This is a genomic window from Tumebacillus permanentifrigoris, assembly GCF_003148565.1.
GTDB lineage: Bacteria > Bacillota > Bacilli > Tumebacillales > Tumebacillaceae > Tumebacillus > Tumebacillus permanentifrigoris.
On the sequence record NZ_QGGL01000019.1, the window covers coordinates 31,621 to 46,473 of the forward strand.

The following is a 14,853-nucleotide window of genomic DNA, read 5'->3' on the forward strand; positions in this document are numbered from 1 at the left end:
CATGGGTCTAGACCTGCGCCCCGCTCGGGCGGAGCGGGGCTTTCAGCGATGCCGCGAACTCGATCAGTTCGCGTTTTTTCTCTTCCACAAGCGCTAGGTCTCCTGCCGCCAGCGCATCAGCGATCGGCCCGACGCGCTTGACCAGCGCACTGCCGACGATCACGCCATCGGCGTAGCGACCGATCGTCTCCGCCTGTTCTGGATGGCCCACGCCAAACCCGACCGCCACCGGCAGATTCGTATGTTGTTTGACATTCGCCACAACCTGCGGCAAATCCTCGCTCAGCGTGTCACGCACCCCGGTCACGCCGAGTGCGGCCACACAGTAGATGAAGCCTTGACCTTGGGCACACAGCTTGGCGATGCGCTGTTGCGATGTCGGCGCGACGAGTGGAATGAGGTCGACGCCGTTTTTCGCAGCAGCCGCGAGAGCTTCCTCGCTCTCCTCCAGCGGCAGGTCTGGGATGATCACGCCGTTGGCGCCGACTTCCCTTGCCGTTTCGAAAAAGCGCTCAATCCCCCACTGGAACACAGGGTTCGCATACGTGAACAACACGAGCGACGCTTGTACCTGCGGACGCAGGCGGCGCACCATATCCAGCACATCCGGCAAGCGCACGCCGCCGTTGAGCGCGCGCAGAGCAGCCGCTTGAATCGTCGGACCATCAGCCAGCGGATCGCTGTACGGGATGCCGATCTCGATGATGTCAGCCCCGATGCGATCCAGTTCGAGAATCAACTGTTCGGAGATCTCAATCGACGGGTCGCCTGCGGTCAGGAACGGGATGAACGCTTTCTCCCCGCGCTCTTGCAATCGTTGGAATGTCTGTGTGATCGAACTCATACCTCAATCCCCCCCAATGCCTGTGCAACGCTGTGGACGTCCTTGTCACCGCGTCCCGAGAGCGAGACGACGATGATGTGATCCTTCGGCAGCGTCGGGGCCAGTTTGACGACCTGTGCGATGGCGTGCGAGGACTCCAGCGCCGGGATGATGCCTTCGATTCGGGAGAGCAGTTGGAACGATTCCAACGCTTCGTCATCGGTGATCGGCACGTAGGTCGCGCGCTTGGTGTCTGCCAGATGCGCATGCTCCGGGCCGATGCCTGGGTAGTCGAGACCTGCGGAGATCGAGTGCGCCGGTTGTACTTGGCCGTACTCGTCCTGCAACAGGTAGGTCAGCGACCCGTGGATGATGCCTGGGCGACCGAGCGTGATCGTCGCGGCGTGCTCCTCCGTGTCGATGCCTTTGCCCGACGCTTCAACGCCGATCAGATCGACCGACTCATCGTTCAGGAACGGATAGAAGATCCCCATCGCGTTCGAACCACCGCCGACACAAGCGACGATCGTGTCTGGCAGCCGGCCTTCGAGTTCGAGGATCTGCTGGCGGGTCTCATCGCCGATGATGCGCTGGAAGTCGCGCACGATCATCGGGTACGGATGCGGGCCGACGACAGAACCGATGATGTAGAACGTATCCTCGACATGCTCCACCCAGTGCCGGATCGCTTCGTTGGTCGCGTCCTTTAGCGTTTTCGTGCCAGAGGTCGCCGGGATGACTTCTGCGCCCATCAACTTCATGCGGAACACGTTGAGTTTCTGGCGCTCGATATCCTCTTCGCCCATGAACACCGTGCATTCCAGACCGAGCAACGCAGAGACGGTAGCGGTTGCCACACCGTGTTGGCCTGCGCCCGTTTCCGCGATCACGCGCTTTTTGCCAGTCATCTTCGCGAGGAGTCCTTGGCCCAGACAGTTGTTGATTTTGTGTGCGCCGGTGTGGTTGAGGTCCTCACGCTTGAGATAGACTTTCGCCCCGCCGAGTTTCTCCGTCAAGTTTTTCGCGTAATAGAGCGAGGTCGGACGACCGGAGTAGACATGTAGGTAGTAGCGGAGTTGTTCGATGAACTCCGGGTCTTTGGTATAGGTTTCGTAGTCGCGCTCCAGCTGCTCCAGCGCGCTCATCAGCGTCTCTGGGACGAATTTGCCGCCGAACTTACCGAAGCGACCGCGTTGATCCGGGTAGGTCTTGGTCATGTTGGATTCCCTCACCTTCGTTACGAATGCTTTGATTTTTGCGAGGTCCTTGACCCCTTCTGACTCCACGCCAGACGACACATCAACGCCATCCGTCAGGTGGCTGGCGAGCAACTCGCCAACATTATCCGGATGCAAGCCACCCGCGATGAACAGCGGGAGATTTTTCGTATAGGCACGCAGCGCCGGGATCGCTCCCCAAGGGAACTTCTCACCCGTCCCACCACGGTCATTATCAAGTAAAATCGCGTCCACCACATCGGTGTACGCGCCAAGTTCTGCATCGCGGTCGTCGTTTTTGACCCCCCACGCCTTCCATACCTGGCATCCCGTGCGATCCCGCAAGTCGCGGCAGAACTCTGGCGACTCCTCACCATGCAATTGCAAGACGTCGAGTTGCGCCACTTCGGCGATGCGCAGCAGTTCTTCAAGCGTTTCATTGACAAAAACGCCGACGTGCGCAGGGCGTTTTTGTCCAACAGAAGCAACCAGATCGGCCACCTGCTCCGCCGTCACTTGTCGCTTGCTTTTGGCAAAAACGAATCCGACGTAGTCGGCTCGAAGTTCAATCAGTTTGTCATACGCCGCACGGGTTTTGATCCCGCAGACTTTGATCAAGGTCATCGCGCAACACGCCCTAGCAACAGATCGACAGAAGGTGCGATCTCCGGGTCGCGCATCAGCGTTTCCCCGACGAGGATCGCCGCCGCCCCTGCTTCCTTCACTGAACGAACATCATCATGCGTGACGATGCCGCTCTCACTGACCAGCAAGGTGCCCGGTGGCACTCGCTTCGCCAAGCGGCCGGTCGTGCCGAGATCCATCGAAAAATCGCGCAAGTCGCGATTGTTCACACCCAACAACGTCGCGCCCGCATCCAACGCCCGCCCCAACTCTTCCTCATCGTGTACCTCGACCAGCGCATCAAGCCCTAGCGACGCTGCCAACTGTGCAAACTCACGCAACTGTTCCGTGCTGAGAATTGCCGCAATCAACAGGATGCAGTCGGCCCCGATCAGTCGTGCCTCATAGATCTGCTTCTCATCGATGATAAAGTCCTTGCGCAGGATCGGCAGCGCAACATTTGCGCGAATGTTGCGCAAATAATCGGCATGTCCTTGGAAAAACTGCTCATCGGTCAGCACCGACAAGCAGGTCGCCCCCGCACGCTCGTAAGTCATCGCGATCTCCACCGGGTCGAAGTCGGGGCGGATCACGCCTTTGGAGGGGGACGCCTTTTTCACCTCGGCGATCAGGCCGACGTACTCTGTCGTCGCCCGCAACGCCTGGGCAAACCCACGCGTCGGCGGCAACTTCGCGATCTCCTCCAACACGGCTTGCTGGTCGAAATGCTTCGCCAGCTCCGCGACTTCCTCCCGCTTCACAGCTACGATTCGATCGAGAATCATTACGCCAACTCCTTTTCCTGCGTCAACTGCTGCGACGTGTAGATCAAATTTTGCAACACGGCATTCGCCCGTCCGCTGTCGATCGCGTCCTGTGCCAACTGCACACCCTCACGGATCGAACCCGCCAAGCCGGCCACGTAGATCGTCGCCGCCGCGTTGAACACGACGACATCGCGTGCTGCGCCGAGCGCACCCGACAGAATTCCCTTGGCAATCTCTGCGTTCAAAACCGCATCGCCGCCCTTGAGCTCCTCGATCCCATGTCTGCACAGACCGACTTCCTCCGGTGTCAACGTGTAGACGCGCTCCACACGACCGTCACGAACTTCAGCGATCTTGGTCGGCCCGGTGACGGTGATCTCATCGAGACCATCGTGCCCATGCACCACCAGCGCGTGTTCGGTGCCGAGGTCGGCGAGCACCTGTGCCATTTTGTCAACCAGATCCGGGTGGAACGTGCCGATCACTTGGCGCTTCGCCCCCGCTGGGTTGGTCAGCGGGCCGAGCACGTTAAACACGGTGCGGAACCCCAGCTCGCGGCGCGGGCCGATCGCATGCTTCATCGCCGGATGGTAGGATTGCGCGAACAGAAACGCGATGCCGACCTGCTCCAAACAGTACGCCGCTTGCTCCTGTGTCAGCGCGATCTCCACGCCGAGCGCTTGCAGGACATCGGCACTCCCCGACTTGCTGGACACGGCACGGTTGCCATGCTTGGCGATCGGGACGCCAGCCGCCGCCGCGACAAACGATGCGGTCGTGGAGATGTTGAACGTCTCCGCCCCATCCCCGCCCGTGCCGCACGTGTCGACCAACCCACCCAGACTGCACTCCACCTTCGTGGAACAACGTCGCATCGCGCGGGCGAACCCGGTGATCTCCTCGACCGTCTCCCCACGCATGCGCAACGCCGTCAAAAAGCCTGCTATCTGCGCGTGTGTTGCTTCGCCTGCCATGATCTGCCCCATCGCCACTTCGGCCGATTCGGAGGTCAGCGTACCTCCGTTGATCACCGTCTGCAGTGCTTGTTTCATCTCCACTCGACTCGACTCCTCTCAGCTCATGCTCCACTCGTCTCAGCTCGTATCTAATAAAAAAGGCCAGAGCACAGACGCTCTGACCGTTAGGACCAGGTTGTAGAGGGCACGAAAATGGGTAGACCCATCCCGTAAAAAATGCCCAGCTCTGCTCCACTCGTCTCGTCTCCACTCATCTCAACTGCCACTGGGCCCTCGGCCCCTCATTGGAAAAACGCTCTAAACACATACTCTCAACTAATTCCTCTGCTTAACTATATTAAATGATACCCAGCAATCCCATTTTCGTCAAGCCTATTTTTTGGCAAGATCAGGGCGCAAGGCGACCGCTTCACGCAGGTACACATGCTGAATCTCCGACTGCTGCTTGGTCGTATTGACCTGCACCAAGATCCGGACGCACTGCGGCAAGCTGTTCGCGACCGCCACCTCTTGAGCACCGATCAAGGGAACGTGTTCCCAGCCCGGCAAGCTGCGCATCGCGCTCGCGGGGAACGCTGCGTCAAGGTCTGGCGTGCTCGTGAACAGACAGGAGCAGATGTCCTCCGGCTCGATCTCATTGAGACGCACCATCTCGACCAGCAACTCTCGTGTTGAGGTGCGAATCTCTTCTGCGTCGTTGCGGGCGACGGTGGTCGCCCCACGCACACCGCGCATGCGGGTTTGCTCTGCCATCTCCAGCTACCCCTTTCTCCGCGCAATCACTTCGCGCACTGCGTCTTCTGGCACCTGCTTGACGATGTCCACGCGACCGATCCCAGTCAACAAGACGAACGTCAGCGTGCCGCCGGTCGCCTTTTTGTCCTGACGCATCGCAGCGAGGAGATCCTCGGTGGACAGTTGGGCCGGGATGCGGGTCGGCAGGCCCGCTTTTGCCACCGCCTGTTCGACCACCGAACTCAATTCTGGCGCACAGAGCCCCAGTTGAACCGACAAGTCTGCCGCCGCGACCATACCGATCGCGACCGACTCCCCGTGCGTGTACTCATACTCCATCAGGCTTTCCACCGCATGTCCCAGCGTATGGCCGAAGTTCAAGATCGCGCGCACACCGTTCTCACGCTCATCCGCACTGACGACCTCCGCCTTGATGCGGCAGGAGCGTGCCAGCAGTTCGGACATCACGTCATCCTCGACGCGCAGGATCGCCTCCACCCGCTCCATGATCCAAGCAAAAAGCTCCGCATCGCGGATCAATCCATGCTTGATCGCCTCGGCGAGCCCGCTGCGCAGTTCGCGCACCGGCAGAGTTTTCAGCGCGTCCGTGTCATAGAGCACCGCAAGCGGTTGGTGAAACGCGCCGATCATGTTCTTGGCATGCGGCAAATTGACGGCGACCTTGCCACCGACGGCGCTGTCATGCGCCAACAGCGTGGTCGGCAATTGCACGAAGTCCACACCGCGCATATACGTTGCCGCGATGAATCCTGCAAAATCCCCGACCACACCGCCACCGAGCGCCAGCACGACCGAACGCCGATCAAGTCCTGCTCGATAGGCCGCTTCAAACGCCTCGCCCGCCCGCGCCAACGACTTCGACTCCTCGCCAGCCGGAATCACATGCACGTCATACGTGTACCCGAGTTCCGTGAGCGAGGAGGTCACTTTTTCCAAGTGCCCCGTCCGCTCGACGTTCGTATCGGTCACGATCAAGTGCTTAGACGAACATGTCACACCCAGTTCCTGCAAAAACGTCCCCGTCCGTGCCAGCACGGCGGGTCCGATCACGATCTCATACGGATGCCCTGCGACGTCTACCCGTTCGCGAACCATCAGCGTTCACCGATCAATTGCAGGTACTGGTTCAGGTTGCGCTCGATCTCCTCGACCGAATCGCCGCCGAACTTCTCCAGGAACGCCTGCGCCACCGTCCACGCGACCATCGCCTCCCCGACTACACACGCAGCCGGCACGGCACAGACGTCCGAGCGCTCAATCGTGGCGCGATACGGTTCCTTGGTGCGCATGTCGACCGATTCCAGCGGCTTGTACAGCGTGGGGATCGGCTTCATCGCCGCGCGAACGATCAGCGGTTGCCCGTTGGTCACGCCACCCTCTAAGCCGCCTGCGCGGTTCGTGCGACGGTAGTAGTCGCCTTGGCGGAACCCGATCTCATCGTGTACGTCCGAGCCCGGACGGCGCGCTGCTTCAAACCCGAGGCCAATCTCCACGCCCTTGATCGCCTGGATGCTCATCACCGCTTGTGCGAGACGCCCGTCCAACTTGCGATCGGGATGTGAGTAGCTACCTAGACCGATCGGCACACCGGTCACGATCACTTCGAAGATCCCGCCCAGCGTATTGCCTGCCGCTTTCGCTTCGTCGATTGCGTCGATGATCTTCTTTTCCGCATCCGGGTCGGCGACACGAACTTCCGAGTGCTCCGCGCGTTCTGCGATCTCAGGGATCGTACCTTCAAACGTTTCGACCTTGACCGGGCCGAGTTCGACGACATGCCCGAACACCTCGATACCAAAGCGTTTGAGCAATTGGCGGGCAATCGAACCGACTGCAACCATCGTCGCGGTGTTGCGCGCACTTGCGCGCTCCAGCACATTGCGGATATCCTCTTGGTGATACTTCAACGCACCTGCGAGATCGGCGTGCCCAGGGCGCGGCTTGGTGATCTCGACGACGCTCTCGTGCGGCTCGCCTTCAATCGCCATCTTGTCCGACCAATTTCGCCAGTCCTTGTTGTGAATCTGCAGGGCAACCGGTGTGCCCATCGTCTTGCCAAAGCGCACACCGCTGAGAACATCCACGCGGTCTGTCTCGATCTTCATGCGCCCGCCTCGTCCGTACCCCTGCTGTCTCCGCCACAGTTGTTGGTTGATGCCCTCAATCTCAAGCTGCAAATTGCTCGGCAGCCCTTCTACAATCGCAGTCAAAGCAGGTCCATGCGATTCACCTGCTGTCAGGTATCTCAACATCTCTCTCTCGGCTCCTCTCCTACACTACACTGTCGCGCTTTAAAGCAAGATAAACAATACTCACATTATATCTCATTGTGAAAAGTTTTGACAATCAAAACGGCGCTCTCTACATCATGAGCGCCGTTTCGCTTGACTTACAGGCTGTAATTGGTCAGGACTGCCAGCGCCAATTTCGCCGCTGTCTCCACATCACCCAGATCGACCATCTCCGAGCCAGTTGCGCTGTAGCGCACCGGGATCGACAAGCCGCCCGTCGGAATGCCATCGCGCATCGACAACAGGGCGCCGCAATCGTTCGAGCCTTCCGGATAGACTTCCAACTGGTGCGCGAGACCCGCCGCTGCGGCTTCGTCGAGCAGGAAGTCCTTGATGCGCGGCGGAACGATAAAGTTTTTGTCAAGCAGTTTCACAGCAACGCCCTTGCCGAGTTTGACTTCGATGCGGCCTGCACCCGGCGTATCGCCCGTGCGCACCGCGTCGAGCACCAGACCGAAGTCCGGCTCCACGCCAAACGCCGCCGGCTTGATCCCACGGCTGCCGACACCATCCTGCGTGGAGAACACCACGGTGACGTCATGCGCTTGGTGGCCGAGGTGCTTCAACACGTCGACCGCCGCCGCACAACCGGCACGATTGTCCATCGCTTTGCCGATCAGTTTGTCCGGCGCGAGTTCGAGCACGTGTTGCGAGAGCGAGGCGATGTCGCCGATGCGAACTTTTTTCGCCGCTTCCTCGTAGGAAGTCGCACCGATGTCCACAAACAGCCCATTGTGTGTCACGCTGCCTGGGTCCTTGTAACTTTCTGCAAAAACGACCCCGATCGTGCCGTTCGGGAACTCGATGCGCTGGCCGACGAGGTACGCCGGTTCCATGTGGCCTTGGATGCGCAGGAAGCCGTCGCTCTCGATATGATTGACGAGCAAGCCTGGCTCATCCATGTGTGCGACGAGCAACAGTTGCTTGCGGGTGTCGGCGGTGCCTTTTTTCGTGACGATCAGGTTGCCGAGCACATCTTCCTGCACGGTGTCCGCGTATGGAGCGACCGCTTCCTTTAGAATGGCGCGCACATTTTCTTCACGGCCCCACGGACCAGAAGCTTCCGAGAGGGAAATCAACAGTTCCTTCATGAGGTGAGTCCTCCTTGCTCTACGCTGCGCAGAAACTTCTCCACCAGCAAGATCGTGTTCTCATAATCGTCGAGGCTGATCATCTGAGCCGGCGCATGGATGTAGCGCGTGGGCACCGAGACGACGCCTGCAAGTGTTCCGGTGCGCGCGAGGTGGATGCGCCCCGCGTCGTTGCCACCCGCAATCGTGTTGCGGAATTGGTACGGGATGCCGCCGTCCTCTGCCACTTTTACCATGTGGTCGATGAACTTGCGGTTGTGGATCGAGGAGCTGTCCATCAGCGACAGTGCGGGACCTGCCCCCAGCTCGGTCGCGCGGCCGTGTGCAACGGTGCCCGGAATGTCGGACGCGAGCGTTCCTTCCAGCACCAACGCGATGTCCGGCTGGACGCGATAGGCCAACGGCCCAGCCCCGCGCAGTCCGATCTCCTCCTGAACGGAGAAGCCGAACACGAGCGGGAGGTCAAAATTCTTCTTGATCGTCTCAATCATCACCGCACACCCGACGCGGTCGTCGAACGACTTCGACTTCGCACGGCGCACGCCGATCTCTTCGTACTGCGTGGCAAACACCGCGACATCGCCGGGCTGGACATAGCGCAGCGCTTCCGCACGGGACGAAGCCCCGATGTCGATGCGCAGGTTTTCCAACGGGATCGGCTTGCGGCGTTCATCTGGCGCTTGGTGGTGCGGTGGCTTGGAGCCGATGACGCCCGGGATCAGGTCTTTGCCGATCTTGACCGGCTTGGCGATGAGGATGCGGTCGTCGATGCCGCCGATGTGGCGGAACTGGAGCAAGCCGTTGTCATCGATGGAGGAGATCATCAGGCTGACCTCGTCCATGTGTGCACAGAGCAACACTTTCGGCCCCGGACGGGTGCCGTGTTTTTCCGCGATCAAGTTGCCCATCACATCGGTATAGACGTGGTCGACATACTCTTTGATTTCCTCATAGATCACTTGGCGAATCTCGTCCTCGTAACCAGACGGACCCACCGCTTCGGTCAGGCGTTTAAGTAGCAAGACAATCCCTCCACATACGCCCGGTCAATTCCGGCGATAAAATGGGCGAGCAGTTTCCCTGTGCGCTCGATGTCACGGTAGCAAACCGTCTCCACCGAAGTGTGCATGTAGCGGATCGGGATCGACAACAACCCCGTCGCGATCCCTTCGTGCTGCACCTGCAACAGGTGGGTGTCGGTGCTGCTGTCACCTTGGATAAACTCGTACTCATACGGCATGTTCAAGGAATCTGCCGTCTCAGCGAGACTCTTCGTGATCTTCTGATGCGCGTTCGGGCCGAACAGGATCGTCGGGCCCCCGTCGAGCGGGAAATTCGCGTCATCTGGAGCACCCGCGTAGTCACCAAACGTCACGTCGATGGCGATGGCGATATCCGGTTTCACACCAAAAGCGGCCGGACCCGCTCCGATGCGCCCGCGCTCCTCCTGCACCGTGCCGACTGCATACACATCGACACCGCAACGCAGACGCTGCAATTCTGCGAGGCATTCGAGCACAGCCGCCACACTCGCGCGGTTGTCGAGCGACTTGGCCGCGATGCGGTCGTATTGCAACTCCAACGGTTCGCGACGGATCGTCACCGTATCGCCGACGCGGACTTTGTCACGCACCATCTGCTCGGGCATCCCGAGGTCGATGAACAGGTCGGTCAGCGGTGCAGCCTTGCCCCGCTCCTCTGGCGTGGTCAGATGCGGTGGCTTGGAGCCGATGATGCCGACATAGTCGCCAGAGCGGGTGTGTACGAGCACTTCCTGTGCAACTTGTGTCCGCGGGTCGACCCCGCCGATGTTGGTCATGCGCAGAAATCCACCTCGTTCGATCTTGGTCACCATCAGACCGATCTCATCCATGTGCGCCGCGAGCAGCACGCTCGGGCGAGGACCTTCACCTTCACCCTCGATGCGGGCAATCAAGTTGCCGATCTTGTCGATGCGAATGTCGGTGGTAAAAGGAGCAAGCGCCTCTGTGAATCTCGCTGCGATGCCGTGTTCATGACCGGACACACCGTGGTCAGCGAGAAGAGCCTTCATAGTCGCGCGAATATCTAAGTCGCTCAAGATCGTAACCCCCTCCGGTAGATAGATGAAAAAAGAACGGTCAGCACATCGCGTGTCTGCCGTTCGCAACTCGTATGTATAGATCAAACTCTACTGCTTGCCCTTTTCAGAGCGCAGCGGAGCCAACAACTGCAAGGAGAGTCGGAAACTGCGGGCATACAAAAACTCGCCGATCGCAATGGATGCGACGGTCGAGGCCACACTCAATAGCCCTACACCCGCATGCGGAGCCAGTTGCGCCGCGAGGGTGAGCGTGCCGTAGATGCCCAGAGCAGTACCTGCCGACAGCATGGAGGCATAGCCCAGCAGATCGAGAAGTGTCCGACCAGACAGATGTGCGCGCACTTGCAGGCGAATCCCTCCGTAGTACAGCACATACGCAATCGCCGCAAGAATCAACATCGGTAGCATGTCCATCCATCCCTTCTCGACTCGATCCCACACAATATGTACATTCTACCAATCGTCGGAATCTTCGTCAACTCGACTAAAACCTACCAAACCTCCACATACTACCCCCGGAAAGGCAGGGATCCCCTCATGGAGACACATTCGAAGATTGGGCAAGCGATCAACTACTTGCAGGCCAAGGGGTTCCTGGTCAAAGGCTACGGATACCCGGAAAGCGAGTCCCACCACAGCGGCGAGAGCATCGCCGACCAGTACCGCGTGTTGCAAGGCGATTATGACACGGGCATGATCGCACCGATGGAATTGATGCAAGTCGTAGAGCAACTGCAACAGGAGTAACTTTGGAAAAAGCATCACAGCCGCGTGCGCCGTGATGCTTTTTTGCCCTCCACGCACATATCATTCCCCGAAGAACTCTGCGTGAAGGGGGGGAAGCTCGTTGGAGAACAGACGATACAACCGCGTGCTGATCAAACTGAGCGGTGCTGCTGTTGCGGGACGGCAGGAGTTCGGCTTTGACCCAGACGCGCTCGAACATATCACCCGCGAAGTGCTCACTGTCGCCAACCTCGGCGTCGAAGTGGCTGTGGTGATCGGCGGAGGCAATATCTTTCGCGGGAACGTGGCTGACAATTGGGGTATCGAACGCGCCGAAGCGGATAGCATCGGCGTGATGGGCACCGTGATCAACTCGCTGATGTTGCGCAGCGTCCTGAAAGCGCGTTCCGCCTTCGAAGTCCGCGTGCTCTCCGCCATCGAGATGAACTCGATCGTCGAGCCCTACATCCGTCTGCGCGCCATCCACCATCTCGAAAAAGGCTACCTCGTCCTCCTCGCCGGCGGCACGGGCCAGCCCTTTGTCTCCACCGACTACCCGGCCGTCCAACGGGCGTTGGAACTGCGCTGTGACGCGATCCTCGTCGCCAAGCACGGGGTCAACGGCATCTTCACCGCCGATCCCAAATTGGAGCCGAACGCCCGTTGCTACGAGACGATCTCCTACGCCGACGTCGTCGCTGGCAATCTCAAAGTCATGGACCAGTCCGCGATGCTGCTCGCCCGCGACTACAACCTGCCCCTGCACATCTTCGACATCGATTCCACCGACACGATGGAGAAGATCGTGCTTGGCAACAACGTGGGAACCTACATCGCCCCCCACACCACCACCCGCATCCTGTAAGCGTAAAAAAGGGACACATCCGCACGCAGCGGCTGTGTCCTTTTTTCTCACTCCTGATGACTCTCTATGTACTGCACGATCTTCTCGCGCAACTCCGGCACGTCGTGTGCATAGAGGAAGTTGTCGTTGATCACCACGTAGGCATACCGCATACAGATCCCGCATCGATCCAAGCAATCGGCCGGTTCGATGCCAGCATCCGGGTACGTCTTGATCAACCAATCGACCGTCTCGATGTCATCGAGGAACTGATTGCTCGAACAGACCTCAATCGTGAAGCACTTCTCTTGGGCCTCCACCTGTCATCCCCCTCCCCCCAGCAGTATCTCCTGCGCGCAGACGTTCTACCAGTTGCTCCATGTCGTTTGGCAACGGGGATTGGAAGCGCATCCACTCCTTGGTGCGCGGATGTTCGAAGCCGAGCAGTTTGGCATGCAGCGCCTGACGCTCGATCCATGCGGAATCGTCGCCTTTGTAATACATAGCATCCCCGAACAACGGGTAGCCCAGATGTTGCATATGTACACGAATTTGATGCGTGCGCCCGGTGAACAGCTTCAACTCCACCCGCGTCCCGCCTGGCTTGATCTGCCCGCCCGGCACCACGATGAACTCCTCCGGGTTGGGGTCTGCGAACGGATAGCGCTCCAAGACTCGGTACGCCGTCCGCGCTTCCTGCCCGTCCTTGCGCACTTTGCGCACCCGACGGTCTTCGTCCGAACGCTCAATCGGCGCGTCGACGAGGCCACGAGCCTCCTCCATCACGCCGTGGATCACCGCCTCGTACAGCCGTTCCACCGTGCGCTGCTTCATCTGCTCACCGAGCAATTTGTGGGCATAGTGATTTTTCGCCACGACGATCAGCCCTGAGCTGTGTTGGTCGATGCGATGTACCGGGCGGAATCTCGCACTCACGCCGCGCAGCTTCCAATCGTACACCACACCATTTGCCAACGTGCCCGTCCAATGTCCGGTCGTCGGATGCACGATCAGCCCCGCTGGCTTGTCGATCACCAACACATCCTCGTCCTCATAGACGCTTCGGAACGGGATCGGCTCAGGCAAGATATCCTCCGACTCCTCAACGGGCAGCAGCAGGCGCAGTTCATCGCCCGCACGCAGTCTCCATGTTAACCAGACGTGCTCGCCATTGACGAGCACGCCCTGTCCTTCCACCAGCTTGCGGATGATCTTGCGCGACATCTCAAAGCGATCGCGCAGCACGTCCTTGACCATCAAGCCGGCCAAGTCCTCCCCGATCGCCAACCTCGCCAATTCATCTCTCATGACATACTCGCTCCTCTGTGTGGAGAAAAAACACCCGGCCCCAAGGCGCGGGTGCTTACCAAACGGTGTTTTTCTTCTCTTGGGAACTGCCGCCGCGCTTGTTGCGATCGACGATCGTGTTCGGCGCGTCATGGTGCTGCCACTCAAAGTGGTCGTTGGTTTGACCCTTGCGCGCATCGTCGAGCAGGCGACCACAACGGGTGCATTTCGGTTCCGATACGTGGTTCTCTTCGTAGCAATCTGTGCATTTGATTTTCATGTGTTTCCACTTCCCCTAACTGTAAAAGATTTCGCGTGAACCTACGCCAACTCCATCCGGTCTTCGTCCTGCTGTGTACGACGCTTCGACCACTCGCTGCGCTCCACTTGCATCATCTCCGTGGCCACGCCATTTTGCGTGAATGAATGCACGATGCGATAGCCTGATTTCACATAACAGCGCTGTGCTCGTGCGTTGTCTCGGCGCACATACAAACGAACGACCTGCACCTGCGGGTTGGCAAACGCCACATCGAGCATGTGCGTCGTAACCGCTGTGCCAATCCCTTTGCTGAACAGCGCACGCCGGGCGATGAGGATGGAAAACTCCATCTCGACACGGGTCGGCAACGAGGCTTTCAAGCCGCACCGTCCGATCAACTCACCGTCCCGCTCGATCACGAAATAGAGTGCGTGGTCGCGGTTGAGCTTTTTCTTCCAATAAGTGAGCAATTCATCGAGCGTATAGGGCAGGAATGCCCTCGAATTGGCGATATGGTGCAATTCTTCGTCGTTGTACCACTCCAAAAGCGATGGCACATCGTCCATCGTCAGCGGACGCACCGACCAGGTACTAGCTGTCTGCATGCGGTCTCGCTCCTTCCCAACTCATGTCCCCCTTATTGTACAGGACGTGGAGAGTTTTGGGAACGTGCCTTTTGGATCTCCTCAATCAGATAGAGATCGAGATGTACACGGCTTTTGTGGCGGAAGTTGTGGTTGATCGACCAGACGATGATCAGAATCGACACCATCGCCGCGATCACCCACGACAGCGAGTCATGCGGGAAATACTTGCCTAGTTGTGAACCAAAAATCAAAAACACGATCGGCATCGTCGAAGCCAACAACGGCACATTGCCCAACATGTGTTGCTCTTGGATCAAATGGGCGCGTATGAAGCACAACTCCTCATCCGACTTTTCGCTGTAATACCGATACAAGCGCATTGAAAACCGGCTGTGCTTGGCAAAATACGCGTCCAGCATCCTCGCCCTCGTCTCCCGGCTTTTCACAGCGACGTCAACTCCTTCCGAACTCACGTTGATATTCTAGTGTAAACGTCACCACCCAGTTTCATGTAAAAA

The 14,853-nt window shown here is 59.0% G+C and carries 18 protein-coding genes; 2 read left to right on the plus strand and 16 right to left on the minus strand.

Going from position 1 to position 14,853, the window contains the following annotated elements; translation table 11 throughout:
* Nucleotides 1-7 precede the first annotated feature (7 nt).
* The 11 genes from trpA to C7459_RS18760 all read right to left on the minus strand — a co-directional run bounded on the left by trpA (nucleotide 8) and on the right by C7459_RS18760 (nucleotide 11,037).
* Nucleotides 8-844, minus strand: coding sequence for a tryptophan synthase subunit alpha (gene trpA / locus C7459_RS18710; RefSeq protein ID WP_109690806.1), 837 nt, complete (start codon nucleotides 842-844; stop codon nucleotides 8-10).
* Nucleotides 841-2,664, minus strand: coding sequence for a tryptophan synthase subunit beta (gene trpB, locus C7459_RS18715; RefSeq protein WP_109690807.1), 1,824 nt, complete (start codon nucleotides 2,662-2,664; stop codon nucleotides 841-843). Before trpB ends, trpA begins: the two co-directional genes overlap by 4 nt.
* Nucleotides 2,661-3,449: an indole-3-glycerol phosphate synthase TrpC gene (gene trpC, locus C7459_RS18720; RefSeq protein ID WP_109690808.1), complete on the minus strand. Its 789-nt coding sequence runs from the start codon at nucleotides 3,447-3,449 to the stop codon at nucleotides 2,661-2,663. Before trpC ends, trpB begins: the two co-directional genes overlap by 4 nt.
* Nucleotides 3,449-4,483, minus strand: a complete 1,035-nt coding sequence (gene trpD, locus C7459_RS18725) for an anthranilate phosphoribosyltransferase (protein ID WP_109690856.1) — start codon at nucleotides 4,481-4,483, stop codon at nucleotides 3,449-3,451. The genes trpC and trpD overlap by 1 nt, the downstream gene beginning before the upstream one ends.
* A gap of 297 nt (nucleotides 4,484-4,780) precedes the next feature.
* A complete protein-coding gene (aroH, locus tag C7459_RS18730) occupies nucleotides 4,781-5,161 on the minus strand; it encodes a chorismate mutase (protein WP_170119555.1) in 381 nt (126 codons plus the stop codon).
* Between the two features lie 6 nt (nucleotides 5,162-5,167).
* Nucleotides 5,168-6,259 (minus strand): 3-dehydroquinate synthase, encoded by a 1,092-nt coding sequence (gene aroB / locus C7459_RS18735; protein WP_109690809.1) that lies wholly within the window; start codon nucleotides 6,257-6,259, stop codon nucleotides 5,168-5,170.
* Entirely contained in the window at nucleotides 6,259-7,416 is a 1,158-nt protein-coding gene (aroC, locus tag C7459_RS18740; protein WP_109690810.1) for a chorismate synthase, read from the minus strand. Before aroC ends, aroB begins: the two co-directional genes overlap by 1 nt.
* A gap of 137 nt (nucleotides 7,417-7,553) precedes the next feature.
* Entirely contained in the window at nucleotides 7,554-8,546 is a 993-nt protein-coding gene (locus tag C7459_RS18745) for a M42 family metallopeptidase (RefSeq protein WP_109690811.1), read from the minus strand.
* Nucleotides 8,543-9,568 carry a M42 family metallopeptidase gene (locus C7459_RS18750; RefSeq protein ID WP_109690812.1) on the minus strand — a complete coding sequence of 342 codons (1,026 nt, stop codon included), beginning with the start codon at nucleotides 9,566-9,568 and terminating at the stop codon, nucleotides 8,543-8,545. The genes C7459_RS18745 and C7459_RS18750 overlap by 4 nt, the downstream gene beginning before the upstream one ends.
* Nucleotides 9,550-10,626, minus strand: a complete 1,077-nt coding sequence (locus tag C7459_RS18755; protein WP_109690813.1) for a M42 family metallopeptidase — start codon at nucleotides 10,624-10,626, stop codon at nucleotides 9,550-9,552. The genes C7459_RS18750 and C7459_RS18755 overlap by 19 nt, the downstream gene beginning before the upstream one ends.
* A 90-nt stretch (nucleotides 10,627-10,716) precedes the next feature.
* Complete coding sequence (locus C7459_RS18760; RefSeq protein ID WP_146201047.1) at nucleotides 10,717-11,037, minus strand: hypothetical protein; 321 nt, start codon at nucleotides 11,035-11,037, stop codon at nucleotides 10,717-10,719.
* Nucleotides 11,038-11,166: 129 nt separating this feature from the next.
* Here C7459_RS18760 and C7459_RS18765 point away from each other — a divergent pair, with 129 nt between their 5' ends.
* Complete coding sequence (locus C7459_RS18765) at nucleotides 11,167-11,376, plus strand: hypothetical protein (RefSeq protein ID WP_109690815.1); 210 nt, start codon at nucleotides 11,167-11,169, stop codon at nucleotides 11,374-11,376.
* A gap of 100 nt (nucleotides 11,377-11,476) precedes the next feature.
* Nucleotides 11,477-12,220 carry a UMP kinase gene (gene pyrH / locus C7459_RS18770; protein WP_109690816.1) on the plus strand — a complete coding sequence of 248 codons (744 nt, stop codon included), beginning with the start codon at nucleotides 11,477-11,479 and terminating at the stop codon, nucleotides 12,218-12,220.
* A 47-nt stretch (nucleotides 12,221-12,267) separates the two neighbouring features.
* Here the strand turns inward: pyrH and C7459_RS18775 are convergent, their stop codons facing one another.
* The 5 genes from C7459_RS18775 to C7459_RS18795 are packed head-to-tail and all read right to left on the minus strand — an operon-like array spanning nucleotide 12,268 to nucleotide 14,754.
* Nucleotides 12,268-12,519 carry a DUF1450 domain-containing protein gene (locus tag C7459_RS18775; protein WP_109690817.1) on the minus strand — a complete coding sequence of 84 codons (252 nt, stop codon included), beginning with the start codon at nucleotides 12,517-12,519 and terminating at the stop codon, nucleotides 12,268-12,270.
* Nucleotides 12,488-13,507: an RluA family pseudouridine synthase gene (locus C7459_RS18780; protein WP_109690818.1), complete on the minus strand. Its 1,020-nt coding sequence runs from the start codon at nucleotides 13,505-13,507 to the stop codon at nucleotides 12,488-12,490. The genes C7459_RS18775 and C7459_RS18780 overlap by 32 nt, the downstream gene beginning before the upstream one ends.
* Nucleotides 13,508-13,562: 55 nt before the next feature.
* Entirely contained in the window at nucleotides 13,563-13,766 is a 204-nt protein-coding gene (locus C7459_RS18785; RefSeq protein WP_109690819.1) for a hypothetical protein, read from the minus strand.
* A 41-nt stretch (nucleotides 13,767-13,807) separates the two neighbouring features.
* Nucleotides 13,808-14,353, minus strand: a complete 546-nt coding sequence (locus C7459_RS18790) for a GNAT family N-acetyltransferase (RefSeq protein WP_109690820.1) — start codon at nucleotides 14,351-14,353, stop codon at nucleotides 13,808-13,810.
* 32 nt (nucleotides 14,354-14,385) lie between these two features.
* Nucleotides 14,386-14,754, minus strand: coding sequence for a hypothetical protein (locus tag C7459_RS18795; protein ID WP_109690821.1), 369 nt, complete (start codon nucleotides 14,752-14,754; stop codon nucleotides 14,386-14,388).
* Between the last annotated feature and the right edge of the window lie 99 nt (nucleotides 14,755-14,853).

Coding starts and splice junctions, on each gene's coding strand:
- trpA (WP_109690806.1), bottom strand. CDS start 844: ATGAGTTCGATCACACAGACATTCCAACGATTGCAAGAGCGCGGGGAG.
- trpB (WP_109690807.1), bottom strand. CDS start 2,664: ATGACCTTGATCAAAGTCTGCGGGATCAAAACCCGTGCGGCGTATGAC.
- trpC (WP_109690808.1), bottom strand. CDS start 3,449: ATGATTCTCGATCGAATCGTAGCTGTGAAGCGGGAGGAAGTCGCGGAG.
- trpD (WP_109690856.1), bottom strand. CDS start 4,483: ATGAAACAAGCACTGCAGACGGTGATCAACGGAGGTACGCTGACCTCC.
- aroH (WP_170119555.1), bottom strand. CDS start 5,161: ATGGCAGAGCAAACCCGCATGCGCGGTGTGCGTGGGGCGACCACCGTC.
- aroB (WP_109690809.1), bottom strand. CDS start 6,259: ATGGTTCGCGAACGGGTAGACGTCGCAGGGCATCCGTATGAGATCGTG.
- aroC (WP_109690810.1), bottom strand. CDS start 7,416: ATGTTGAGATACCTGACAGCAGGTGAATCGCATGGACCTGCTTTGACT.
- C7459_RS18745 (WP_109690811.1), bottom strand. CDS start 8,546: ATGAAGGAACTGTTGATTTCCCTCTCGGAAGCTTCTGGTCCGTGGGGC.
- C7459_RS18760 (WP_146201047.1), bottom strand. CDS start 11,037: ATGCTACCGATGTTGATTCTTGCGGCGATTGCGTATGTGCTGTACTAC.
- C7459_RS18765 (WP_109690815.1), top strand. CDS start 11,167: ATGGAGACACATTCGAAGATTGGGCAAGCGATCAACTACTTGCAGGCC.
- C7459_RS18780 (WP_109690818.1), bottom strand. CDS start 13,507: ATGAGAGATGAATTGGCGAGGTTGGCGATCGGGGAGGACTTGGCCGGC.
- C7459_RS18785 (WP_109690819.1), bottom strand. CDS start 13,766: ATGAAAATCAAATGCACAGATTGCTACGAAGAGAACCACGTATCGGAA.
- C7459_RS18790 (WP_109690820.1), bottom strand. CDS start 14,353: ATGCAGACAGCTAGTACCTGGTCGGTGCGTCCGCTGACGATGGACGAT.
- C7459_RS18795 (WP_109690821.1), bottom strand. CDS start 14,754: ATGCTGGACGCGTATTTTGCCAAGCACAGCCGGTTTTCAATGCGCTTG.